Origin of the sequence: Cytobacillus sp. Hm23 (assembly GCF_051842895.1) — a bacterium.
In the GTDB taxonomy this organism is placed as follows: domain Bacteria; phylum Bacillota; class Bacilli; order Bacillales; family SM2101; genus Nanhaiella.
Map to the genome: position 1 here is coordinate 1 of NZ_JBPXRQ010000028.1, position 25,811 is coordinate 25,811.

Genomic DNA, 25,811 nt, shown 5'->3' on the forward strand with positions numbered 1-25,811 from the left:
CACCACAAATAAACTTGGCTAATACGATAAATAGCTATAAAACTGTAACATCAAGATATATAAGAAAAGAGTTCCAAAAGGAACTTTCGAAATACTATTGGAAACCTTATTTTTGGAACTGAAGTTATATGGTTTTAACTACAGGAGGAGCTACCATTGACATAATAAAAAAATACATTGAAGAACAAGGTGAATGAAGACTTTAGCGACTAACCCCCACTAAATCAAATAGATTTTGAAGGGGAATGCGTTGCCATTTACTATGTGAGCGTGAGATCAACTCAATTTCAGAATATAGATTAGTGTGCATTATTATATGCCGTCCATAAAATCAAAAATATCTGTATCCAAGGTCCATGCTAGACGTTTACACCACTCTTCTTGGACTACTAATGGTTCATGACGTACCCTATTTAAGACTTTCCATACTTTATTAACACAATAACTTTGTAATGTGTTAGAGGATAAGTGAATAGGATTGAATCTTAAATATTCCTTAATAAAATGATTGTTTAATACATTCGCATGCTTAGGATAATGTAGCTTAGTGAACCAACATACCCATGCTAAGTCAGATAAAGGGTTTCCCCATTCTGACCACTCCCAATCTAAAACAGTATGTACTTTGCCTGAATCGTATAATACGTTATGTATTCCATAATCTCCATGAGTCAATACCCACTCATCCTTTGAGTCATTCATGTTATTTAATAGTTCTTTAGATTTGTTAATAAGACTTTCAGGTACAAATGCTAGATTTAGATTAAGTTCATTAGCAGTGCTTTCTCTTATTCCATAAGAATTAAAATCGTATTTGAAGGAATGTATATGTTTTGCGAGTGTTTTTCCTAATTCAATATAAATATTCTCAGATATCGTTACATTACTTTGATCGAGAATTGATTGCGCATTGTCACCTTGTCGATATTCCATTACTGTATATGTAGTTTCATCTGTTTCCAACAATTCATATAACCTCGGAGTTAAGTCTGTTTCTCTAGTTAATTCCAAACACTTCACTTCATTAAAAAAATCTTTATTTAATATCTTACCCATTTTAATAACTATGGGAGGGTTAGTACCTTTTAATAAAAAAACTTCATTCGTATATCCACCAGTTAAAGGAATAGGTGTAAATGCACCGTATTTTTCTTCTAAATGACATTTCAAACTATTACTAATCAAAATATTTAATCACCTTACCTATCTCCGATCCTTATCTAAGAAATGTGCCATATTGTTTATTTAGCAAGATATATTCAATAGAGCCTACTTTTATAGCCCTCTTGTAACTCTTTTGCTACTTGTTCAGAAGTTGCATTTGGTATCTTCGAGTGAGCTACCAACATTTGTGGAACCGATGGAAGTGTCTCTTTAGCATACCATGATTCGGGATTCCATAAATTTGATCGAATAAAGGCTTTTGCACAATGCGCATAGCACTCCTGCACTTCTACTAAAATTCCAAATAACGGAGCACGTCCATTTACTTTACTATTTTCTAATAGTTCAGGATCACGACAAATATACGCTTTTCCGTTTATTCTTAACGTCTCCCCTAATCCAGGTATAAAAAATAAGAGTCCTATATTTGGATTTGTGATTATATTATTAGCAGAGTCCATTCTTCGATTTCCTGGTCGTTCAGGAATAAACAAGTGATGATCATCCAGAACAGATACAAAACCTGGGGAATCTCCTCTTGGTGAAACGTCACATTGTCCTTCTGAATTAGAAGTTGCCATTGATAAAAATGGGGATTTATCAATAAAGTCTCTACAATGGCTGTCGATAAATGAAATAACTTTATTAGCAGCTCTTGGGCTTGGCTTGCCTACGAACTGTTGAAAAGATTCGAATTCTTCTCTTGTAGAAATAATCTCTTGATATTTTTTACTCATTCAATCACATCTTTAAAAATTGGAATATAGATCCATCATACACCAATAAAATTAAAAGTTCATCAAGGCTTTTAGCACATTCATTTATAGCAAACCAAGATTAGACAGTAACTTATATCAATTATAGAACAAAGAAATTCATGCCTATGCAGTTCTAATTTTGCATATAAAAAAGAGCCTTTACTTAAAACTAACACTAGTGACCCTCACTAAAAATATTATTTTTCTATTTACTTACAAAAATAGTTCGCTATATGTTAAGCGAACTATCTTAAATGAAGACTGTTTTCTCATTGATTGTTGCTTTTCATTCTGTAGTTTAGCACGTATAAAGCCTCGTCTTTTCTACTTTTACAATTATTGAGGTTTCATAAAACTCTTCATAATGTATATTTTTAGTAAAAATAGCAACAAATTTTACGAAAAAAGCCTATGTGAATGCTATTTTAAAAATCACTTAATGCGTAATTCCTAAGGATTGTAATAGAGTTTGTCAACTCTTTGGATAAAGTTAATAAATATGTTTGCAAACATGCATAATCATATCGAAATATTTCCTATTTAAATATTACATTAAAGCAACTTACTATTAATATTTCTAACTCTTAGGTTTTTACTGACTGATTTACACGGTTTCTGTCCAAACTCCTACATTTACTTGCCCATTTACACGGTTTACTGTCCAAACTCCTACATTTACTTGCCAAATTTTACGGTTTACTGTCCATACTGGCACATTTACTTGCGAATTTACACAGTTGATTGTCCAAACTGACTGTGTAAATATCGATCTTGGCATCTAAACGAACATTAAGTAACATCAATTCTAGCTACTTTAAATATTATTTAGTAGCTCTTAACTGTTTTCTACGTGAAATATATCTGTACCTAAATCTCTTAATAAATTGATAGCCTTCCTAACTGGCAATTTTGGTAACATAAACTCTTCAGAAATTATGCTCTCAACTTCCTCAATATCCTTTAGCTTCCGTACTATTTCTTTATCATCCAGCGTTGTAATTGTTAATTTATTGTTGATTAATGAAAGTGTACGTCCTTTGTCAAATTGAAACAGATTTACTCGAAGTCGAGTCATAAAAATAGCATCTTTGGAATATGATTTGTGAATCGCTTCATCAAAATCTCCTACTTTACTACGTATGTTAGGATTAAATGACCAGTGGTTATTGACAAATTTCCCATGACGAAAACGTGTAAATCTGTAATAACCTTGTTGTTCATCATCTGGTATGAGTTGAATGTCATCTGCACCAAATGATGAAGAATTTTGCATGTTTTCAAATCGGACTGGCTTCATAATAGGTGCTGCTGATCCAAAATCCAAATATAGTCTTTCATCAGGAAAGTCTGGTAATTGTACTAAAATCGCTATATGACTCTCTCCTAACCTTACATGATAACAGTCATACCCTAATAGTGTTAACAGTTGTAAAGCGTACGGATTAAGTACAAAACACGTTCCACCAAAATCATATTTAAATAGATTATCAACATATTGTTCAACAGAAGGAATAAAATAACCATTTGAATTATTCCTAGTAGAATAAATTAATTTACTAACATTTTCAAAAGGTAAAAAAGAAAGATGCCTTTTTGAAAACAGCTCTAAAAATTCATATGAAGCTGTGCTAGGTGGTGTCAAATTTAATCGTTCCAAATATCTACATGCCCAGTTTGGTAGTTGTTGTTGATTCATTCATAACAGCTCCTAAATTGATTTTTGCATACTAAGTGACTCAGGTTAAAAATATGAATGAAACACCTTTTATGACTCAATAATACTATGTTCAGTATTAACTTCTCATTCATTTAGCTTAATTCCATTGTACAAAAGGGTTCTACAATATCTCATGAGGAGTAAGAATGATATGTCTCTACAACTTTTGAATGACTGTTAAGTGAGCTAAAATTGAGGAGATGTGTTACGAGGTTTTAAGAAAACTGCTCCATCAAATTAAAATAGTGGCAAGATAAGATGATGGAGCTACTATGTTAGCCTTTATAATTGTTAAATGAATCATTAAGGATTGCTGTACAATTACGTCCCTAAACTAAATTTTGCTGACAATAATAGTGGCATTATTTGATTTATCCAACTTCCTTGTTCGTCTGCAAGCAAAGTTCTCCATCCAAGTGTACGAGCCTCTACAAAGTTTTGCTCTTGATCGTCTACAAACAACGTTTCTTTTTCACTGTCTAGCTTTGTCTGAATGGTTGTATATATGGCTTTATGAGGCTTACAATAACCGACTTCACTAGATACTGTAATGCTTTTAACATCATTTTGTATTTCCTTTAAAATTGGCTCAATCCACTCCATACGATGATTACTTAGTATATGAATGTCAGCAAACTGACTCCATTTAGCAACATGGTGTACAGCAGGGAGTAATTTCAAATGAGATAACAGCATAGGCTTTGCTACTCCTTTTTCAATTGAAGGGTGTTTCATGGACAGACCTGACCAAAATTGGTCCTCTGTTATTTTCCCAGTCCAAAGCCCAGTACGTACACTATTTTTATATTCTATTAGTTTGTCATAATGTATCTTTGATGTTGTAGATAGCTCTTCCCAAAAAAACGGTGATAAATTTGTAGCAAGAACCCCTCCAATATCAAGAACTAGTTGCTTTTGATTAGACAATTTACTATGTAACTCCTCTCATATTTGACCACATTAAGTATTCATATAATTTTTATAACATGTAATCCTTCATTTTTCTATAATAAGAAGAAAAGGTTAACTTTTATTAATGGTCAATTGGAGGGATATTTGTTTGTTCATCAACTTTAAGGGAAAATTGGAGCTTATCATTTTGAGATAATGAACAATAAAATATAGTATTTAGATCCGTAATATTCTCAGCTAATAATTTTGTCCTTAACCATGCTTCATCTTTTTTTAGCCATTTCAATAAATCTAATTGAATTTCACCGTCTAAAATAACAGGTATTTCATAATTTTGTCCATTTTTATGTAGACCGAAATCCTCGTTCGTAATTAATTCCTTCATCGGAATCTTTTTAACAGATAAATTACCATCTGCTTCAACAATGGCAATTTCAACATCTTCAACATGAAATACATCTTTTCCACGTAGCATTTGTAATATGTTATCGATTGAGTATTGGATCTTTTTCATATTTTTCATGAGAAATTCACCATTGTATATAACAATAGTCGGTTCAAAGGTCAACAGCTTGCCAATCTTTCTATTTTTCAACTTAACAAGCACGATAGCTTTTTGAAGAATCGCGATTGTAATCATCGCAACCACTGTATGGATATGATCAATCTCTGGATCTGCAATATCTGCCCCAACTACAGCTCCAAAAACGATTACTACAAGAAAATCAAACACTGGCAACTCACCTATTGATCGCTTCCCCATAAAAAGTCCTAGAGCAAGCATTAACGGAAGAATCGTAATAATACGTATAATTACTTTTAAAGAATCCTCCCAAACTTCCACAATATACTCACCTCACATCCCTTACTATCGTTATCCTTTCCATATTAAGGGACAAATTATCCAGTAAAGTATAAAAATGTTGCCCTTGATTAGCAGCCAATAACCTTAGATTGCTCGACCTACATATTCGTCACATATGATCTAAGCTTATGATTACTATCATTAAGTACTATCATGGCTTAAGAATTGAACTATCCAATACTCAAAAAACCTCACGACCTTGACAGAAACGGGAGGCTTCTGATCAAAAAATGATAAACAAAAAGTCTTACTATAGATAAGTTTCACATCTATAGTAAGACCATTTATATTTAAATCGTATTTTATCCGAATAATCTAGCAATAATGTGTTCTACATCTACGAGCATTTGCTTTCTAGTATTATCATCAACTGATGGAACAGAACCAAAAAACTTATGCTCAAGTGTTTCAATACCAACAAAATCAAAAATACCATTATCTGTTGTTTGCTTCATTGCTCCAATCATACCAATTTGTTCATAATAATCCTCTGGATGACCAATCGTGTTTAATACTACTGCTTTTTTCCCTGCTAGCAGTTTTTCGTATCCTCCTTGTTCATTCACAGCATAAGCAAAACCGTAGGCAAAAACTCGATCTATATATCCTTTTAGAATAGCTGGAAGTCCAGTCCACCAAATTGGGTAAATCAATGTAATAACATCCGCCCACTTTACATGTTCCTGCTCAGTCTGAATATCATTTGGTGTATTACCAGATTGAAAAGCAGCAAAATCATTCCCACTTAACACTGGTTCAAAATTTAAAGCGTATAAATCGCGAACAACGACTTCATTTCCTTGATCTTCTAGTCTACCTACGACTGTTTCGAGTATAGCATGATTAAAGCTTTGTGGATTTGGGTGTGCATAAATAACTAAGTGCTTCAAAAAAATCTCTCCTTTTATAATTGCTTCTTATTCGGTTTATATTGTTGCCCAAATTAATGAATTGTTAAACAATAAATAGATATTTATATATATTCATTTATATTGAATGTTCAACAGATTTCCTTTACTGTTTTTCAAATAAAGTTAATGGTTATGAATAACAATTTATGAACTGGGAATGATGTTCATTTAGAACTTGTCGTTATTGTTTTTACGCTCCTCTTCAGGAATAATTGTCTCCATTACATCCCAATGCTCAGCAACCTTACCATTTTCTACTCTGAATAAATCATAGAAAGAGGTGTGAGCACCTGCAAATGTTCCTTCACTAACTGTTAATACAAAATTACCTTGTCCAATAACCATATGAATTTTATCATAGATCATTTCAATACCTTGTTTTGCCATATCTTCAAGTGCAATAGCCAAGCCAGAAAGGCCATCAGCAATTGCTGGATTATGTTGAATATAGTGATCACCCTCAAAGTAGGAGGTCAGTTTTTCCAAATTATTACCCATTAATATATCCGAAACAAAGCTTTTAACTAATTCTTTGTTTTCTGCTGTTTTATCCTCATCCTGAATGTCAATCGGACCATCTAGCATTGTATGTCCACTTGGTGTTTTATCTACCTTTTGCTGTAAGTTATCCCAATGTTCAACGATCTGACCGTTTTCAAAACGGAAAATATCAAATCCTACTTTCGGCCCGAAGAAGTCATAATCTGTATGAGTGACAACAAAGTCACCGTCCACAAGGACTCTCTGTATATTAACCTTTGTGCCAGCTGCTTTAAGGTCACTTAATGCCCCTAACATGACTTCTCTACCATTTGGAAAAGTTAAATTATGTTGGATGTATTTATGTGGATTTATAAATTCTTGAATAGCAGTTGAATCTCCATTTTCAAGACTAGTTAAGACTTGAATTACTTTTTCTTTATTCGTTGTCATTATAAAGCCTCCTAAAGTTAATTGTAACTATATTGATTACATGTAACTATATTAATTACAATTAGTATATTTGTCAACACTTTTTAAATTTTTAAGTTATAATAAGTACTTGTAATATAATTAGTTACAACTTTATTCTGAAAATAATATATTTATGAGGAAGGTGACTACAATGTCCATAAGCAGTCGTTTTGCTGTTGGAATTCATATACTAGCTCTCATCGAAATAAACAAAGAGGGTGTTAGCACTTCAGAATATATAGCAGGAAGTGTAAACACTAATCCTGCAGTCATCCGAAAGATTATGGGGATGCTAAAAAAAGCAGATTTGGTCAAAGTTCAACCAGGTATAGCGGGAGCTGACCTTGCTAGAGATTTATCTCATATTACTTTACTAGACGTTTATAAGGCCGTTAATGTCGTTCAAGAAAAAGAATTATTTAGTGTTCATGAAAATCCAAATCCAGCTTGTCCAGTGGGAAGAAACATTCAGGATACTATTGCTCCCCTTTTTTCAGTCGCCCAATTAGCTTTAGAAAAAGCTTTAGGAAGTGTAACGATCGAAGATGTTGTTAATGATATTCTTCAAAAGGAAACGGATAACTAACTCTTGTAAAATATAATTTTTCATTACCTATCAACACATGTCATCTATGTGAAATGAGTAAACAGCGAGGTGCACATTTATGCACCTCTCACTTTTGGAGATAGTCTAGTAGTTAATTGTTGTAGAGCTTTAATTGATCTATTGTTGCTTAAAATAGAAATTTTCTTTGATTCCAATACTCACTTACTACATTAACAGCTTCAGTGAACCCAACGCTTTATCCACTATAAATAACACATGTTTGCCCCGCCGCTATACCACCAGCCCGTAAAATTTATCAGTGACAACTGGGCAGTCACAAACTATACAAATTCTCATCTTTTACTGTAGTTGTATATCCGGACAACATGGACTCACCTTCTTAAAGTACTACTCATGTTTACCGACCTCTAATAAAGGATAGCTTCAATAAAATATTTTCAGCATGATTTCATTTCTATGATTGAGTATATAGACTTAATTTATTTGTGTTTATCAACAGTTCTGATACATAAAATAACTTATACTTATGGAGCATTGGGATGATGACCCTTCAGTCTTAAGGATGAGAGAAAAACAATCTAACGGTCGGTTTAAAAAATATCGCATCGGCTTATACTTAAAGTATCAAAAGTAAAGGGTGATGACAGTGTTAAAAGGAATCGTTAGACGCCAACGAAAAAATAAAATTAATATAGATATATATAAGAAAATTGAAGAAAGAAAGCAAGAAGTGTTGATGAAGGATAGTGCTTCCCCTAAACGTTATTTGATTATTTAATAAAGTTGTTCAAAATCTCTTACCGAAATTTTGTTGCTATTTGTATCAAATTAGGAGCGTAAAACATGGTTTTATACGTTTGTCATCGGTTTACAGAAGGAAAGATGCCACGCGTTCTAGTAGTGTAAGTATTTATTCTTAGCTAAAAAACGGCCTTTTAAAGAAGAAAATGCCATGAACCTTTAGTTATACCGAGTTTATTTCATTGAATAACAATTATTACGTAAACAGCCTATTGTGGGCTGTTTTTTATTGCTTTTTTCGTAAACATTGTTGCTATTGTTATCAAATTAGTACTATAAAAAGTGATTTTTTTGTTAGTCATTGTTGTACAGAAGAAAAGATGCCTCGAACTCTATTTGTGTACGTGTTTAATTCTGAATACGAAAACAACAATCAATGCGAAAACAGCTTTTTTTTAGGAATTGAATTGTAACTCAATATTTCAATTAGCAAGTCCCCATACCGTAACTACACCCCATTTTATAACAATCAAAAACAGAGATGCAGCTTATGCATCCCTGTTTCACTGTTAATGATTTTATTGCTCCATATTACCGTATAACTCTTCTAGTGGGTTCATCATTATTTTGGAAAGCTCGCTAATAACCATGCTCATTCTTTGTTCAGCTTCCATGAGCTTTGAGATGGTCGTATGTTGTTGGATTAAAGCAGCTGACTGTTGAGCCTTCTCTACCTCTTCGTCAGAAATATCTTCACCCATCATTTGCTTTTGTTGTAGCATTAGCTGAACTTCACGGAAGTTATCAAACATACGCTTAGCTGAAGCATCATTGTTTACTTCATTATAGAGCTGTTGTAATTGCTTAAAATCCTCACTATTGCGAATTGCTTTCTCTAATTCGTAAGCAACATCATATAAATTATTTGACATTAAATAGCCTCCTAGTTTTTTTTACGATGCGAATTCTTACACTATAACAAACATTCAAAGTATGATGAACACATTCCTTCTTAACTATGAATATGCAAAATCCATACTAGATGTTATGCATCAGTGCTTGCAATTATCCAATATAAACTTGAATTAAGTATTCCTTATATCCATTTTGTATAATTACTTAATAAATAATACAATAAAAGCTTGAATTAAACCAATCATACCACCAAGTAATGCCCCTAAATACGTGATCATTTTAAATTCTCTTCGTGAAATGGATAATACCATTTCTTCTAACCGCTCTACAGGAAATGATTCTACTTGTGTACGTACTATATCTGCTAAATGCAATCGCTCCATCATTCTCTCTGTTCGATTCGCTATAAAACCGGTAGCTAGTTCAACTATTTTTGGAACCATGTCATTGAGGATCCGATCTTTGTACGGCATTAATACTTCATTGATCTCTTTCTCCATATACACGTTCACAGCTATGCGCTTATGAATAGTTTGCTTTAAGAATGATATTATTTTTTCTCGAGGAATATCTTTTTCTAGCTCTCCTATTTTTCGTTCTTGAAGCTTAAGCCATTCATTTTCTAACATATTGACAACTAATTGTGTTGTGCCGTCATTCTTTAAAAATTTTATTATTTCTGGTTGAACCTTGTCTACTAAGCTTGCGTTACCAAGAAACATCTGTAGCATGCCTCCTAGCATACCACTTCGACTAGCCAAAAAATCATCAATCATACGTGATAGTCTGTCTTTACCTTCACTGCTTTCGAAAAAAACAACACCCTTCGAAATAATATATTCTGTCAATAAAGGAAGCTTATCATTTGCCTTGGCTAGTAAGTCAGCCGGTATGACTTCTCGAATAGACTTTTCTCCGTTGTCATTCATCATTTGTATATATTTATTCTCTACAAGCATAGACAATTTATGTTCAACAACTAATGAAGGGTTTTCCACACCCATTTTTGTAATTAATTCTTCTATTGTTATAGTTGAGGAAAATAAACGGTCTCCTTCTTCCTTAACCCACTTCACTGCATCTTCTTGAAAGTTGTTATCTAATAACTTCCTTCGTAAGCTTTCTGGAGTAAGCAGATGATCAACTACCATTCTTCCAAGCTGGTTTGCTAACTCTTCCCTTCGCTTTGGAATTAAGCCTGGAGTAAACGGTAACTGCTTTCCAAATAGATATACCGGATGATAAGGACGAAACAACATTCTAATTGCTAAGGAGTTCGTTATCCCACCAATAGCTGCTCCGATCAAAATCATAATAAATATTACTAAAACACTTTCCAACATCCATCAACCTTTCATCGTCACAAAATATATAACATTATCATACGATACGATATCAGCGTATGCCTATATAAAATAATGAAATAATGGGGTTTCTTATGATGACAAAGCCATTAAGAATTCAAATTTCTCCAATAATTACTGAAACACCCACAGAATCAGATATTATTCAAATGCCTAAAAGAATTTTTGCTCTATTAAAATGTCAAGAGACAATGAATATTACTTGTCACAAGCTTACCAATACCGCAGAAATCGTTCGTATTGAGGAAAAAGACCCAAATTTATATTTTAGCACACAACTGCTAAATAAGCTTAATTTACCTACAATTCCTTTTACTGCTTCAATAAAGCATATACATCAATCGAATGAATTAGAGATTGGCCCCTTCATAGCAATATTAACTGAAATTAAAAAGAATGATGATCAATTTACTTTTGGTTCACTCCAATTATATTGCGAAGAGATTGCTCAATATTGTCATAAAGTAGGTGTACTATTTTACACTTTGTCACCCAAAACCTTCCGCAAACAACAAATGAAAGGTTTGATATATAACACTTTAGACAACAACTGGATTGAATCATCTGTACCGCTGCCTCATGTTGTGCACAATCGAATACATTCACGAAAAAGCGAGCAATCAACAACTTTTTCAAACGTAAAAGAGGCACTTGATGAATTAAATATACCATTTTTTAACGACCGATATATTAATAAATGGGATGCTTATACTATACTTTCGAATGAAGATTATCTACAACCATACCTTCCAGAGACACTTTTATTGCAAAATAAGCAAGACATTCAAGACTTAATAACAAAATTTGATACAGTTTTCATAAAACCTATTCACGGCAGTCAAGGCAAAAGAATTTTTCAAATAAAAAGAAAAGATCATGAATTTATACTTGATTACACAACCTTTACTGCTGAAATAGAACATAAATATGATTCATTTATTACATTATTTAAATCACTTAGACCACGGCTAATCAAAGAAGCATATGTCGGTCAGCAAGGGTTAGATTTATTAACTGTTGACAATCGTCCAGTTGATTTCCGCATTCTATGTCACTGTAGAAACCCTACAGAATGGACTATCACGTCCGCTGTAGCACGCGTTTCTGCTGTTGGTCAATTCGTATCGAATATTTATCAAGGAGGAGAATTCATACGTGTTGCAGACTGTTTACAACAGAGCTTTGATCAAACAACTGCTAAACATATTCATAAATTACTGAAAGAGTTAGCAATTGAAATCGCTTCTGTCATAAGTAAAGCAACAGATGGCCTGTACGGTGAGTTAGGTATTGATTTAGCAGTAGATAACATGGGGCAGCCATGGATTATCGAAATAAATACTAAGCCTTCAAAAAATCATGACCCAAAACGAAAAAAAGATATAATTAGACCTTCAGCGAAGGCAATTGTCAATCATAGTCTTAATTTAGCCAATTTTTTTAACGAAGGAGTGAATTAACATGAAACAATTTGGTTTTTTAACCCTTCTTCCAAATCAAGAACGAGGTTATGCAACCGAAATTGCAAAGCATGCTGAAGCATTTAATATCACAGTTTATCGACTTACACCATTATCAATTGATCCAAATACTGAATTAGTACATGGAGAAAAATTTGATCTGACAACAAATACGTGGGTGCAGGATACATTTCCTATTCCGACTGTCCTTTACGACCGTTGCTTTTACAGTCAAAATGAAATTTCAATGAAAAGTAAACCTATCGTTAATTGGCTAAAGACAAGGCCAAACACTATTTTCCTCGGCTATGGCTTACCGAATAAATGGGAAATCTATAAAATTCTAAACAATGACCCTATCCTTTCTCACTATATTCCAAAAACTGAAAAGGTTACATCTCGGCATAAAGTGATCCAATCCCTTAGAAAAACAAAACAAGTACTACTAAAACCTGAAAGTGGTTCACAAGGAAGAGGCGTTATAAGCCTTTCAGTTAAAGATCAATATATTGAAGCAAAAACCCATCGTAAGGAAAAAGTTATTACAAAACAATTTCAACATAAGCCAGAATTTATGTCATGGTTAACAAAACTGCTAACAGTCCAATCCTACCTTATGCAACCTTTGTTATCGCTTCACGATGAAAAACATCGCCCATTTGATATTCGCATTCTCCTACAAAAAAATGAAACAGGTCATTGGATCGAAAGAGGACGTGGTATTCGAAGGGGGCATCAAAACGATTTAATTTCCAATATCCATGGTGGGGGTATGTACATTCCATTTGAAGATTGGTTAGATGCTCTCTCTACGAAAACAAATAACATTATTAAAGATGAATTAGAAACGATTATCGATAGGGTACCACAAATATTAGAGGGGCAATTTTCTGAACTATTTGAGCTTGGAATTGATATTGGACTTGATCAAGATAATAAAATTTGGCTAATTGACACGAACTCTAAACCTGGGAGAAGCGTTATTTTTCAACTTAATTCGAATAAAGAGTTGGAGCTCTTTACCGCCCCCCTCCTATATAGCAAACACCTTACCAAGAATATGACTACTTCATAAAAGAAAAGAGTCAGGAAACCCTATATTAATAATTACATGATGTATTAGTTACTTGAATACTAGTGTATAAAGAAATTTATTTCGTTTTACACCTTTATCTAATTATTAGGCCTTTGTTGATTTAAGACATAAACACGTATATACAATACAGTTTCCTGGCATCTTTTCTTCCCTAGATAATATTTCTGAAATATGAGTAAATAAAAAACATAGTTTACGAAATGAGCCTTGCAAAAGGCTGTTTTCGCATTACTTGTTACTTTGCGTAAAAAGAGCTAAACACGAAGTTAACTTACGTTCGGGGCTTCTTTTCTTCTATAAATACTAGAACAATCATTTCATACTCATCAGATTCTCAACTTTAAGAGGAAAACAAGCAACATAGTTTAGGAAAAGAGCGTTTTTATTAAGAAACAATCATTAAGACGATTTAGTAGGAGCTGAATAAGCATGAAGTATTCCTTAACAGTTACAAATGAACACAGTCAAACTGTATATATTCCTAAAGAGATATTCAAACCTTCAATGGAACAAATTTTCTTCGGAACGATATCATGCGCATGCTCGATACAATCACATTCATACAATGATCATGATGTTATTATGTCTAAAGATGTCTATGAACAATTGCATATACCTCGATGTAGTAAAGTTCATCTTTTCACAGATGAGGAAAGAATATATGTAGGTCCGCTTATAGGTATATTTACAGCTGGTTTTACAGAGTCAAATTTGCGCCCGATAGGGAATAGATCATTGTTTTTTGCAAAGCTATTAGCTGTAGAAGAAGCAATCGGAGCTTACGCTTATGTATTTGGTGCTCATCATATATGCTGGGAGAAAGGATTGGTAACAGGATATTTTTACACAGATGCTGGATGGAAACAACTTGAGGTCCCTCTCCCAAACGTTGTATACGATCGTTTACCAAATCGAAAAACAGAAAATCAACATTACTTTAAACATATTAAAGAACGACTACAAAGAGAATATTCTATTCCTTGGTATAATCCAGGATTCTTTAATAAATGGAGTATTCACGAGCAGTTAATTACCGATCATTCCATTTCACATTTTCTTCCTGAAACAGAACGATATGCTGACTTATCACAATTAAATGATTTGCTAAAAAAATATCGACATGTTTATTTAAAGCCTATTAATGGTAGTCTTGGTTATGGTGTCTTTCAACTTTTTTATGTTGAAGATGAGAAGTGTTACTATTGTCGATATAGAGACAAATTTACGAAAAATCGGCTTCAAAAATTTCCAAATCTAGAATCAATGATTAATCACTTATTTAAACAAAACCAGCTTCAACAATATATTGTTCAACAAGGTATATCATTGTTAAGAATTAACGGTAGAACTGTTGATTTTCGTATCCATACGAATAAAAATCGAGAAGGCAATTGGCAAGTCAGTGTTATAGCTGCAAAAATTGCTGGGAAAGGGAGCGCTACTACCCATTTAAAAAATGGAGGAATGGTCAAAACAATTGAGGAAGTTTTTCCAAATGACGAACAAAGAGCTGATATAATTGACCGCTTAACAGATGCTGTTATCTCACTTAGTAAAAGTATTGAAATTCGAACAGTAGGCTTAATTGGAGAAATTGGATTTGATATTGGGATTGATAAAGAGCTAAATATCTGGTTATTTGAAGCAAATTCTAAGCCAGGAAGAGCAATTTTTAATCATCCTAAACTACATGAGTACGATTTGTTAAGCAGGAAGCTGTCTATGTTATTTGCCATCTATTTAACAGAAAAATCAATATTAGAGCCCGAGGTTATCTTTCAATGAAACAGTTATATTATGACCCAAGCTCTCAAGAGTGGCATCAATCTTTTGCAAAGGACACCCCCTTCTTTTTCGGTCAGAACAAACAGCTCACTACTTATTTAGAAGCAATATCACCTCACCTTATCCATTTCCCCGTTCTATGTAAAGGGTCAATGATTGGACCATTAATTGGTATTATGACCAGTGCATCAAAAAAAGGAAAAGCTTTTTCTGGGAATCATCATATATTTCGACAAATTCAAGAAGCGTTACAGTCACTTGGAGGAGTATGTGTAGTTTTCTCTTATGAAGGTATACGTAGTAATGGCATAACAGGCTACGTATATTATAAGAAGAAAAAAGGGTGGTTACAAATTCATGCTCCATTGCCACATATCATATATAACCGTATACCTTCTCAAGAGGATGAACAATTAGGAGCAAATGTTAAAGCAATAAAATTTTTTCAGGATCGTAAAATACCGATCGTAAACCCTTCCTTTTTCTTAAAACAAGATGTATTTTCCTCACTAGCTGAAAATAACATAACTAAAAAATATTTACCTGAAACTTCACAGCTAGAAAATCCCCAGCAGTGCTTAGACATGTTATCCACTTATGGTGTTGTTTATATAAAGCCAAATCGTGGTTGTAAAGGGGAAGGTATTAAAAGGGTTACGATACTGCACAATGATACGGTCCAAGTAGAAGATGTAAAAACAACAGAACAGTTCTCGAGCATTAATATGTTTTTACATGCCTACCCCATACTTTTCAACGGCAGTTATCTTATTCAGCAAGCAATTGATTCAGATGAGATAGATCAAAAGCGGTATGATTTGCGTATTTTTGCCCATAAGCAAGCAAAACAATTTATTATTAGTGGTATCGGTGTTAGACAGTCTATTACACAAGATGTTACTACCCACGTACCAAATGGAGGGAAGCTCCTTCCATTTGAAACTATTCAAGACCGTATAAATAAAAATGAACTATTTACTTTAGTTGATGAATGTGGGCAAGCGTTAAATAAAAAGATGGGGTTTATTGGAGAATTTTCAATTGATATAGGTAGATCGAAAGAAGGTATGTTGTATATTTATGAAATCAATTCAAAACCGATGGTATTTGATGAAAAGCCTATACAAAAAAATGGCATAAACAACCTCGTCCAACTATTTCAAGAAGTCACCGACTTTAAAACACCTACATGAAATATTTTATCAACCCCCCCTTAAAAATAATTTTTTAAATTCTACACAAACTATGAATGTAACTTCTATAGGAGGTGTTCATTGATGACTGATGAAAGAACTGACAAAAAAGACCTTCTAAATGAAGGACGAGACAAGGCTTACTTCGATATTGATCGGATGATTAACGAAGGAATGGCTGGTGGTTCAGTTCATTCATGCTACAATTGTACTAATATTGAAGAAGCGAGAGATGTTATTGAAGAGGAACCTCCACATGAAATAACATAATTGTCACTGAATAAACCTCTAAAAAGATGCTCGACAGGTACATAGCGTACCTGTCGTTTACTGTTATAATGATAGATGATATGCACGTTCATAGCGTGATATACTTTACTAAATCATGTTGAACTAAAAATACATATTAAGGTGAGTTACGATGATTGAAAAATTGCAACAATTATATGGTGAAGCAGTCATGCTAGAAAAACCAACAACAAACATACATAATTATGATTGTTTTGAAACGAAAGACGGAACAGATATCTATATAGCTAAAAACGCAGTAACAGAGAAAGAGAAAGAACTACTAGCACTGCTGCTAACACCTGTGCATAACTATAAAGAAGCCTTATCAAAGGAAGAAGTATTTTGGAGAAATGTATTGTTTAACGATAAGGTACATAATGAATCAGACATTCAGCATTCACAAGTACGATTTATTCACTTTTACATCCCTACAGCTTTATACGATAAAGATGACTTTCTAGATACTATGAAAGAGCTTTTTTACTCTAAAATTTTCATTCTTTGGGAAAGCAATCAAATGGGTACGATCATTGAATATTATGAGCCGAAGCAAGATAGAATTCAGTTTCATGAATTTATTGAAATTATTGCTAGTGATCTGTTTATAAACATCCAATTATTTGTAGGTCATGTACATCTATTCTCCGAGAAGATCAAACAATATTTTCACGAGGAAAAAGTATTTTTTCAACAGGCTAAAGCTAAACTTTCACATAAAAAGTTATATAAGCTTGAAGACGTTTTTCCAATCCTCTTTTTACATGAGCCATCAAAGAATATTTTGCCTCATGTAGCAGAAAATTTATTTTCAAATATTGGAAAAGATGATGAATTACTTCAAACAATAAGGTTGTTTATTGAATGCAACTTAAATATTTCCCTCGCATCAAAAAAACTGTTCATTCACCGCAATAGCTTACAATATAGAATAGATCGTTTTATAGAAAAAACAGGGATTGATATTAAAAGCTTCAAAGGTGCTTTTACGACGTATGTAGCAATTGTTTATAAACATGTTAATTTTTAAAGTAATAATGCTAATGTTTAATGGGGACGATATAAGTTGGATTTACAACTTACTGTCCCTATTTTGTTGGTTATTTGTTGTTAAGCTATTGAGCTCTGTATTTGTTACCTATTTATGCTTTCATGTTAAATAATTTCTTATATCCTCTATTACAGTAAGATCAATTCAAACTCTTAATCATTTTACAGAACAATGTTAGAAACTTGTTACAATAAAGTGACGATAGCATAGGATTTTTGGTGTTTTATGTACCATTTTGTGAAACATGCACAATCGTACTATCTTTTTTTGTGCAACCCTTACATTTACTATTAGATATATTATTATGTAGACTATTACTATATTAAGAAAGCGTTCACAATAATCCTACTAGGAGGCAACAACAATGGCTGAATTAAAATTAGAACATATTTATAAAAAATACGATAATGAAGTAACAGCAGTTAAAGACTTTAACCTTCATATTAAGGACAAAGAGTTTATCGTATTTGTAGGACCATCAGGATGTGGTAAGTCAACTACACTACGTATGATTGCTGGACTTGAGGAAATCTCTTCTGGTGACTTTTATATTGGTGATAAAAAAATGAATGATGTAGCACCAAAAGATCGAGACATTGCGATGGTGTTCCAAAACTATGCATTATACCCACATATGAACGTCTATGACAACATGGCATTTGGACTTAAGCTTAGAAAAACACCTAAGGCTGAAATCGAAAAGCGTGTTAATGATGCTGCAAGAATTTTAGGATTAGAAGAATATTTAAAGCGTAAGCCAAAAGCATTATCTGGGGGGCAACGTCAGCGTGTTGCACTTGGACGTGCAATTGTTCGAGACGCAAAAGTTTTCTTAATGGACGAACCACTTTCAAACTTAGATGCTAAGTTACGTGTTGCTATGCGTTCAGAAATTACAAAATTACACCAACGCTTACAAACAACAACTATTTACGTAACACATGACCAAACAGAAGCAATGACAATGGCTACACGCTTAGTTGTTATGAAAGATGGTATTATTCAACAAATTGGTACTCCTACAGAAGTATATGAAAACCCTGAAAATATGTTTGTTGGTGGATTCATTGGTTCTCCTGCTATGAACTTCTTTAAAGGTACATTACAGGAAGATGGTAACTTCAAAATTGGTAACAATACTATTTCAGTACCTGAAGGAAAGATGAAAACATTACGTGATAAAAAGTATGTGAACAAGGAGTTAACTTTAGGTGTTCGTCCTGAAAATATTCATGATGAGCCCGTATTCCTTGAATCATCACCAAATACAAAATTCAGAGCTACAATCGAGGTAGCTGAGCTTATGGGTGCAGAAACAATGCTCTATTCACAGCTTGGTAACCAAAGCTTTATCGCACGTGTTGATGCTCGCTCAAAAATCTCTCACGGAGATGTAGTGGAATTTGCGTTCGATATGAACAAATCTCATTTCTTTGACAATGAAACAGAAGAACGTATTCGATAAGTACTCACAATAGAAAAGGGTCTAGCACTACACAATATTTGTATAATGGCGATTAGCCCTTAAGACAAATATGACTGTAGTGTTAGGCTCTTTTTATATGGCTGTTTTCGGAAAATCAGTATTTTTTGTACTAACACCTAATCACGTTTCAATAGCCTTCCCAATTGCTTTAACTTATCATCTATTTGTTCAAATTAGGTAACATTCAAATGATATTATTTTCTTGTTCTTTAATTAAGCTCACAAACTCATGTTGGCAAGTTGCACAAAATAAAATGTGTGGACATTCATGGTTACTTAACGTAGTCCCATATCCGTCATTTCTCTTTAAATGGTCAATTTCCATGTAAGGACTGTAATCATCATAATAGTCCATTACCTTTCCCCTATCTTCAGATCCTTCTCCACATACAGGACAATTAACCGAGAAATTTCCTAGCCCATTACAAAGCGGGCACATAAACATTAAACCACCTCATTTACATACGCATAAAATTAGTTTGTTAATAACAAGGTGGATAAATGTATCATTTCATGAAAAAGTAATGATTGTTTACTAACAACCATTACCAATCTAATTCATGAATATCATCTTTCAAATACGTCATAATACTAGATAAACATTTAATTTATTGGGTAAAGCCAAGTTAGGCATGTGGATGTATGATGTTCAGCAATAGACGCTGAATATGATTAAAGACCATACAGCTGGTGCAAATCCAGCCTACCCAACCAAAATTAGAATTATGATGAGGAGATGAAACAAATTATGCAAAATCAACCACAAGCAAACAATTCGTCGTCAAACCAACTTGTCGTAGCCGGTGCTCAACAAGCAATAGATCAAATGAAATATGAAATTGCAAATGAATTCGGTGTAAACTTAGGTCCTGACACTACTTCTAGAGCAAATGGATCAGTTGGAGGAGAAATTACCAAGAGATTAGTTTCTATGGCTGAATCACAACTTGGTGGTCACCAACAACCGTAATAGCAAACAAAACTAAATAACATGGCTAAGGTCTCAAGATAATCTTGGGACCTTTTTGTTATTTTTTTGGTGGACATTTTATAAATTATTATTTCCATTTCACCAAAAAACTAACGTGAATACATGCCAAAATCTGTAGTCGTTAGGTGTTTAAATCTTAGTCAGAAAAGTATATTGTTTATAGCAATGTAATTTGGTGGTTTTCTACATATAGCTAAGCATTTAAGAGCAATCATTTAATGTAGGCGTTTTCACTACATAAAAACTATATTGGAGTTTTTGATAAATATGTGTATAATGTTTATTTGTGTATTAATGTCAAATTTATAGTGTACACATAATTAATTGTTTTTATTAAACTGATAATTGATATTTTTTGTGCAAACAGTATAACCACGGATACAAACTAGCATCCTGTATCTTTGCTATTTTCATCTTATAAGGCTTGGAAAAACTAATCTTACAGTAAATTTTCAAGATTAAATTTCGAAAAGGGCCTATTAATATAGAACTCATCATTACTTTAATTTTTTTAATTATAGTAGTTCAACAATAAGGACATGCCTCGAAATGTAGCATCGTAGTGAAGCTCCTTCGAAAAACACCTTTGCTGCATTGTATCGTGGACTTAATTCTCTGCAAAAAAGTTGACTTTAAATGACACTTGCACATACATGTGTACAATAATCCTACTAAAACATTAATTTTCAATTATAAACATGGGATTTGTACATTTTATTAAGTTGTTTCACAAGTCATTTTTTCTAGATTTTTCGAACCATTTCATATAAACAAAGAGGTGATTATTTGTATACTGCAACTTTAAAGAATCAATGGTTTTCAAATGTAAGAGGTGACATATTAGCTGGAATTACAGTAGCATTAGCCCTAATCCCTGAGGCGATTGCTTTTGCCATTATAGCTGGTGTTGATCCAATGGTTGGTTTATATGCCTCTTTCTGCATCGCTGTGCTTATTTCTATTTTTGGTGGTCGACCAGGAATGATTTCAGCGGCAACAGGAGCAATGGCTTTATTGATGGTCGATTTAGTTAAAGACCATGGCCTAGAATATTTACTTGCTGCAACGATATTAACAGGAATTATACAGTTCATATTAGGTATTTTGAAAATAGGCAGGTTTATTACATTTATTCCACAGGCCGTTATCATTGGCTTTGTTAATGCATTAGCGATATTAATATTTATGGCTCAGCTACCCCACTTCGTTGGAGAAACGTGGATGATGTATGCGATGGTTGCTGGATCTTTAGCAATTATCTATATTTTACCGAGATTTACAAAAGCAATCCCATCCCCACTTGTAGCGATTATCGTCATGACGATTTTGGCAATTACTTTGAGCCTTGATGTTCGTACAGTTGGTGATATGGGGGCAATTACGAGATCTTTACCTATGTTCCATTTACCAAATATCCCATTAACACTCGAAACATTATTAATTATCTTACCTTATTCTTTACCATTAGCATTTGTTGGTATTATTGAATCATTATTAACAGCAACAATTGTCGATGAGATGACAGAAACAAAAAGTGACAAAAATAGAGAAGTAAAAGGTCAGGGATTTGCAAACTTTGTAACTGGCTTTTTTGGAGGAATGGCAGGCTGCGCTATGATAGGGCAATCAGTCATTAACGTTCGTTCAGGTGGTCGTGGACGCTTATCCTCTTTAGTCGCAGGTGTGTTTTTACTATTTTTAATTATTGTATTAGGCGACATCGTTACACAAATCCCAATGGGTGCACTTGTAGGTGTTATGATCATGGTTTCTATCGGTACATTTGATTGGACATCCTTACGTGAGATTGCCAAAATCCCGCGTCCTGATGCTGTTGTCTTAATAGCAACTGTCTCTATCGTTGTAACGACTCATGACCTTGCAATGGGTGTATTTTCAGGCGTATTATTAAGTGCTTTATTCTTTGGTTGGAAGATGGCAAAGATCAAATCAAACGAAGTCGTTAAAGACGGTATAAAAACATACCATATTAAAGGACAAATGTTTTTTGGTACAATGGCTCACTTCGTAGAGTTATTCGATTATCATGCTGACCCTGATGAAATTGTCATTGATTTTAGTTCATCACATGTGTGGGATCATTCAGCTGTTACTGCCATATCAAAGGTAAAGCAAAAATATGAAAACATAAACAAAAAAATAACAATTACAGGTCTAAATGAAGATAGCCAAACAATTGTGAATCAAGTAGGATTATCTTCTTCCTCTGGGCATTAATTAAATGATAAAAAAGGAGTAACAAATAACTTATAATTTGTTACTCCTTTTTATTTTAACTTTACTGAATATAAACAACACTGCTTCTATTTTACGTAATTTAGCATCTTTTGTCTCTTCAACACCATAAAATTATTTGCACATATTATGACTATGTGAACATATAAATAGCTAGCATCTCCCCTTACCATACATTCGTATTCACAAGTATTCGTTCATGATCCTTTTCGGCTTGATATCGAAGTGATGTGTGCTAGATGATGTCGACCGTGCCAAGCGTAGATGCCTATATTCTTACCGACTGTAACTTCCCCTGAATCCGGATGGATAAATGTCCTTTCCATATCAGCAGCATGTAGACTTCTAAGTAGTTTAGTCCAGCGTATATGTAATGCTTCGAGCAGTGATAATGACATATCTATCGGCAATTTGGAATCAGGAAGCTCCGCCCATTTCCCTTCCTCATATGGTCTGATTTCTGGAGTATCTTCCGTAAGAGCCAACTTAAAACGAATATAAGCATTCATATGGCTATCAGCAAGATGATGGACTACTTGCCTAACGGTCCATCCACCTGTTCGATAAGGTGTATCAAGTTGATAATTATCTAGACCGCTTACAGAGTCTCGTAATAATTGAGGTAGCTTTTCAATGTCATTTATCCAATCATTAGTCACATCAGCAGTAATTTCACCATTAAATTCAAAATGTCCAATTGGGTATCTCTTATCCACCAAACGTTCCTCCTCTAGGTTACTCAGTATTTTTATAGGCTCTTTTCGGGATTTTTTCCATTGTTATCCAGGTAGTAGTGAAAAAAAGTAGCTTTACATCGTTAGTCATTGTTGTACAGCAGAAAAGATGCCACGACGTTAGATGAATACGTACCTATATGTAAGAACAAAAAGCTACACTTAATTCGAAAACAGCCTTTATATAATATGTTCACTATTAATCAATATTCGCGACAGACTATCAAATAGTACTTTTATACGTTCCACTTAAGAATGATAATGAAATAACAAATAGACTATTTTACAGGCTCGATACTCATGAGATTATTTATTATCCCGTATTAAGTGATAACACCAATTCCCTCTTCATTATTCCAACTTTAAGATTCTTTTCACATGCATATGATTGAATAGTTAACCTGCTATTTCATTCATGTTATCTTTAAAATAAGTAGATTTGGATGGCATTGATACGATAATCCAAAGAGTGACAGCAAATAATATGGCAACTATTGAAAATAAAACACTAACCAATTGTAGCGAAAACCATTCTGCAAGAGCCCCTAAAATGAGTGTAAAACCAATTTGAATTATTCCTTGTACCATTTCCGCTATGCTTCCAAATCTCCCCATTATATGAACTGGAATACTATTTTGAAAAAAGGTTGCGTATCCTGCATTTGCAAACGCCATAAAAAACCCTAAAAAGACGAATGCAGCTGTTGCAGTTATAAAATTATCGGATGAATAAAACAACAGGTACCCTATAGACGTTAACAGCATCCCTCCCCCTAAATAAAATTTTAGTGGTACCTTTTTAGTTACAATTGCAGCTATTAACGACCCTGCTAATACACCAATACCCGTAATACTTACAATTAATCCGTAATCTCGATCCGATAACATTAAGTTTTGTTTAATAAATGTAACTTCTTGAGAATCCAAAGCAAACCCTATTAACATTGCAAATTGAAACAACAAATAAACAATAAAAACAAACTTCGCTGTTATCACAAACTCTCTAACTTCCTTCCAATCACGCACTAGCGTTTTCAATCGAATCGGTTCTTGAATTTTTGACAAGTCCTCATCGACATTAGGAAGAAGATAAATGAATAACGAACAAATAATAAAGGTAATCGAGTTTATGAAAATACATAAATCTGTACCTACGTACATGATTAGTACTCCTGCAATTGCTGGGCCTAACAAAAATGCACTTGAGTTTGTCATACTCATCATCGAGTTAAATCTTTTTCGATTTTCAGGTGGAACCAATTTAGTTATGTATACAGCTGAGCTTGGACCAAAAAATGCACCAACCATATTTATCAACAACAGAATAAAATAAATAACCCAAAGTGATTCAATAAAAGGAATTAAGAATACTAAAGCACCTCTCACTATATCAATGAAAATCATCAGCCTTCTTTTGTTTATTCTATCAATCACACTCCCCGCCCAAGTATTAGTTATTAACATCGCGATAGGTCGAATAACATATAAACCAGCAACTGCTGCTGCTGATCCTGTTAAATCTAATATAGAAATATTAAGTGCAATTAAGTATATCCAATTCCCTAAATACGATATTCCTATCCCTGATAATAAAAGTATAGGTTTTTTCCATGAAACCATTCTTTCACCTCTTATGAAAATCTTTACATTGAATGAATAAACTACCATATATTATCCTACACATACAGTAAATCAACAACCTTTATGCTAACGAAAAATCATAGTAAGAATTCTTATGTCAAACATTTGTTTTCTCATTGTTGCTTTTCATACTAAAATATTAATTCATATACATTTAAGAGATTATTTAATGTAAAACCTACACTCTATTATTTTTTTGGTAGCAGTATAAATACTAGGATTTAATATGTTATTGTCTTTATCATATCGTGATGAAGCTAAAAATTGAGACCATCACTTATTCCACAACATTTCAGCAAGATTATATAGTGAGCTATGCTGTTTTATACGATATTGACGTCCTTCTTTCACTAATAACCCCTTATCGCAAAATTGTGCAAGTACATGCATTAAGTGTCGATAGGAAACACCTAAAAATTCACAAACAGTTACGTGTTTCTCCATATAGATGCCATTATCAGAGGTATTTAAGATAAATTCCGCAAGACGGTTTTCAAGCGGGAATGATAAACTTTGTGAATATTTTGCAGCCATTATTGTTGATTTCAAACTTAATAATTTGCTTAGTTCACGTAGAAATACCACATCTTCTAGTAATTGTTTACGATATCGATGAAGAGGTAGTGCAAGACAAATAGACTTGGTAGATGCTTGCATTCCTTTTGTATAATAAACCTCATTTAATAATTCCATTTCTCCAATATATTCCTTAGGGCTAACGAAATTTAATAAAGAGACTTTTCCGTTTTGATGGGTTACATAAATTTTTGCTTTACCTTCGATGAGATAAAATAAAAAATTCGGCACGCTGCCTTCTTGAATAATCCATTCATCCCTTTTATATTCATGAACCTCGATTAATTCGTCAATCGGAAAAGAAAACAAAGCCTCAATAGAGCTTTCTTTTAAATAATGTTGTCTTTTCTCATCTTTATAAATTCTCATTATCCACCTCAAAATA

The 25,811-nt window shown here is 33.3% G+C and carries 26 protein-coding genes; 12 read left to right on the forward strand and 14 right to left on the reverse strand.

The window, feature by feature from the left end:
* Nucleotides 1-14 precede the first annotated feature (14 nt).
* Nucleotides 15-122 (forward strand): transposase, encoded by a 108-nt coding sequence (locus ACSVDA_RS16585; RefSeq protein ID WP_485884576.1) that lies wholly within the window; start codon nt 15-17, stop codon nt 120-122.
* Nucleotides 123-312: 190 nt separating this feature from the next.
* Here ACSVDA_RS16585 and ACSVDA_RS16590 read toward each other — a convergent pair whose 3' ends face one another.
* The 8 genes from ACSVDA_RS16590 to ACSVDA_RS16625 all read right to left on the reverse strand — a co-directional run bounded on the left by ACSVDA_RS16590 (nt 313) and on the right by ACSVDA_RS16625 (nt 7,260).
* Nucleotides 313-1,185 carry a phosphotransferase family protein gene (locus tag ACSVDA_RS16590; protein ID WP_485884524.1) on the reverse strand — a complete coding sequence of 291 codons (873 nt, stop codon included), beginning with the start codon at nt 1,183-1,185 and terminating at the stop codon, nt 313-315.
* 74 nt (nt 1,186-1,259) lie between these two features.
* Nucleotides 1,260-1,901 carry a pyridoxamine 5'-phosphate oxidase family protein gene (locus ACSVDA_RS16595; RefSeq protein ID WP_485884525.1) on the reverse strand — a complete coding sequence of 214 codons (642 nt, stop codon included), beginning with the start codon at nt 1,899-1,901 and terminating at the stop codon, nt 1,260-1,262.
* Nucleotides 1,902-2,526: 625 nt separating this feature from the next.
* Nucleotides 2,527-2,700, reverse strand: a complete 174-nt coding sequence (locus ACSVDA_RS16600; protein WP_485884526.1) for a hypothetical protein — start codon at nt 2,698-2,700, stop codon at nt 2,527-2,529.
* 57 nt (nt 2,701-2,757) lie between these two features.
* Entirely contained in the window at nt 2,758-3,618 is an 861-nt protein-coding gene (locus ACSVDA_RS16605; protein ID WP_485884527.1) for an arylamine N-acetyltransferase, read from the reverse strand.
* A 342-nt stretch (nt 3,619-3,960) separates the two neighbouring features.
* Nucleotides 3,961-4,566, reverse strand: a complete 606-nt coding sequence (locus ACSVDA_RS16610; protein WP_485884528.1) for an HAD family hydrolase — start codon at nt 4,564-4,566, stop codon at nt 3,961-3,963.
* A gap of 106 nt (nt 4,567-4,672) precedes the next feature.
* Nucleotides 4,673-5,395, reverse strand: a complete 723-nt coding sequence (locus ACSVDA_RS16615; RefSeq protein ID WP_485884529.1) for a DUF421 domain-containing protein — start codon at nt 5,393-5,395, stop codon at nt 4,673-4,675.
* Nucleotides 5,396-5,718: 323 nt separating this feature from the next.
* Nucleotides 5,719-6,306, reverse strand: a complete 588-nt coding sequence (locus ACSVDA_RS16620; protein ID WP_320208327.1) for an NAD(P)H-dependent oxidoreductase — start codon at nt 6,304-6,306, stop codon at nt 5,719-5,721.
* 189 nt (nt 6,307-6,495) lie between these two features.
* Nucleotides 6,496-7,260 (reverse strand): nuclear transport factor 2 family protein, encoded by a 765-nt coding sequence (locus ACSVDA_RS16625; RefSeq protein ID WP_485884530.1) that lies wholly within the window; start codon nt 7,258-7,260, stop codon nt 6,496-6,498.
* A 172-nt stretch (nt 7,261-7,432) separates the two neighbouring features.
* Here ACSVDA_RS16625 and ACSVDA_RS16630 point away from each other — a divergent pair, with 172 nt between their 5' ends.
* A complete protein-coding gene (locus ACSVDA_RS16630) occupies nt 7,433-7,867 on the forward strand; it encodes an Rrf2 family transcriptional regulator (protein WP_485884531.1) in 435 nt (144 codons plus the stop codon).
* Between the two features lie 622 nt (nt 7,868-8,489).
* Nucleotides 8,490-8,627 (forward strand): hypothetical protein, encoded by a 138-nt coding sequence (locus ACSVDA_RS16635; protein ID WP_485884532.1) that lies wholly within the window; start codon nt 8,490-8,492, stop codon nt 8,625-8,627.
* Between the two features lie 541 nt (nt 8,628-9,168).
* Here the strand turns inward: ACSVDA_RS16635 and ACSVDA_RS16640 are convergent.
* Nucleotides 9,169-9,522 carry a YlbF/YmcA family competence regulator gene (locus ACSVDA_RS16640; RefSeq protein WP_214483400.1) on the reverse strand — a complete coding sequence of 118 codons (354 nt, stop codon included), beginning with the start codon at nt 9,520-9,522 and terminating at the stop codon, nt 9,169-9,171.
* A gap of 183 nt (nt 9,523-9,705) precedes the next feature.
* Nucleotides 9,706-10,818, reverse strand: a complete 1,113-nt coding sequence (locus ACSVDA_RS16645) for a DUF445 domain-containing protein (RefSeq protein WP_485884533.1) — start codon at nt 10,816-10,818, stop codon at nt 9,706-9,708.
* 128 nt (nt 10,819-10,946) lie between these two features.
* Here ACSVDA_RS16645 and ACSVDA_RS16650 point away from each other — a divergent pair, with 128 nt between their 5' ends.
* The 7 genes from ACSVDA_RS16650 (at nt 10,947) to ACSVDA_RS16680 (ending at nt 19,207) form a co-directional block, all read left to right on the forward strand.
* Complete coding sequence (locus tag ACSVDA_RS16650; RefSeq protein WP_485884534.1) at nt 10,947-12,329, forward strand: YheC/YheD family endospore coat-associated protein; 1,383 nt, start codon at nt 10,947-10,949, stop codon at nt 12,327-12,329.
* Nucleotide 12,330: 1 nt separating this feature from the next.
* Nucleotides 12,331-13,404 carry a YheC/YheD family endospore coat-associated protein gene (locus ACSVDA_RS16655; protein WP_485884535.1) on the forward strand — a complete coding sequence of 358 codons (1,074 nt, stop codon included), beginning with the start codon at nt 12,331-12,333 and terminating at the stop codon, nt 13,402-13,404.
* A 450-nt stretch (nt 13,405-13,854) separates the two neighbouring features.
* Nucleotides 13,855-15,210 carry a YheC/YheD family endospore coat-associated protein gene (locus tag ACSVDA_RS16660; protein ID WP_485884536.1) on the forward strand — a complete coding sequence of 452 codons (1,356 nt, stop codon included), beginning with the start codon at nt 13,855-13,857 and terminating at the stop codon, nt 15,208-15,210.
* Nucleotides 15,207-16,403, forward strand: coding sequence for a YheC/YheD family endospore coat-associated protein (locus tag ACSVDA_RS16665; protein WP_485884537.1), 1,197 nt, complete (start codon nt 15,207-15,209; stop codon nt 16,401-16,403). The genes ACSVDA_RS16660 and ACSVDA_RS16665 overlap by 4 nt, the downstream gene beginning before the upstream one ends.
* 84 nt (nt 16,404-16,487) lie before the next feature.
* Nucleotides 16,488-16,673 (forward strand): hypothetical protein, encoded by a 186-nt coding sequence (locus tag ACSVDA_RS16670; protein ID WP_214483395.1) that lies wholly within the window; start codon nt 16,488-16,490, stop codon nt 16,671-16,673.
* A 151-nt stretch (nt 16,674-16,824) separates the two neighbouring features.
* On the forward strand, nt 16,825-17,721 hold the full coding sequence (locus ACSVDA_RS16675; RefSeq protein WP_485884538.1) for a PucR family transcriptional regulator: 897 nt from the start codon (nt 16,825-16,827) through the stop codon (nt 17,719-17,721).
* A gap of 385 nt (nt 17,722-18,106) precedes the next feature.
* A complete protein-coding gene (locus tag ACSVDA_RS16680) occupies nt 18,107-19,207 on the forward strand; it encodes an ABC transporter ATP-binding protein (protein WP_485884539.1) in 1,101 nt (366 codons plus the stop codon).
* A 205-nt stretch (nt 19,208-19,412) separates the two neighbouring features.
* Here the strand turns inward: ACSVDA_RS16680 and ACSVDA_RS16685 are convergent, their stop codons facing one another.
* Nucleotides 19,413-19,673 (reverse strand): hypothetical protein, encoded by a 261-nt coding sequence (locus ACSVDA_RS16685; protein WP_485884540.1) that lies wholly within the window; start codon nt 19,671-19,673, stop codon nt 19,413-19,415.
* A gap of 303 nt (nt 19,674-19,976) precedes the next feature.
* On the opposite strand from ACSVDA_RS16685, the gene ACSVDA_RS16690 reads away from it, so the two are divergent.
* Nucleotides 19,977-20,198 carry an alpha/beta-type small acid-soluble spore protein gene (locus ACSVDA_RS16690; RefSeq protein WP_214483391.1) on the forward strand — a complete coding sequence of 74 codons (222 nt, stop codon included), beginning with the start codon at nt 19,977-19,979 and terminating at the stop codon, nt 20,196-20,198.
* Between the two features lie 807 nt (nt 20,199-21,005).
* The gene (locus ACSVDA_RS16695) at nt 21,006-22,457 is read left to right on the forward strand and encodes a SulP family inorganic anion transporter (RefSeq protein WP_485884541.1); all 1,452 of its coding nucleotides are present in this window, start codon (nt 21,006-21,008) and stop codon (nt 22,455-22,457) included.
* 215 nt (nt 22,458-22,672) lie between these two features.
* Here ACSVDA_RS16695 and ACSVDA_RS16700 read toward each other — a convergent pair whose 3' ends face one another.
* From ACSVDA_RS16700 to yeiL, 3 genes are all read right to left on the reverse strand, one after another.
* Nucleotides 22,673-23,194 carry a YfiT family bacillithiol transferase gene (locus ACSVDA_RS16700; protein ID WP_485884542.1) on the reverse strand — a complete coding sequence of 174 codons (522 nt, stop codon included), beginning with the start codon at nt 23,192-23,194 and terminating at the stop codon, nt 22,673-22,675.
* Between the two features lie 411 nt (nt 23,195-23,605).
* The gene (locus ACSVDA_RS16705) at nt 23,606-24,829 is read right to left on the reverse strand and encodes an MFS transporter (protein WP_485884543.1); all 1,224 of its coding nucleotides are present in this window, start codon (nt 24,827-24,829) and stop codon (nt 23,606-23,608) included.
* A 294-nt stretch (nt 24,830-25,123) separates the two neighbouring features.
* Nucleotides 25,124-25,795 (reverse strand): transcriptional regulator YeiL, encoded by a 672-nt coding sequence (yeiL, locus tag ACSVDA_RS16710; RefSeq protein WP_485884544.1) that lies wholly within the window; start codon nt 25,793-25,795, stop codon nt 25,124-25,126.
* Nucleotides 25,796-25,811: the final 16 nt, after the last annotated feature.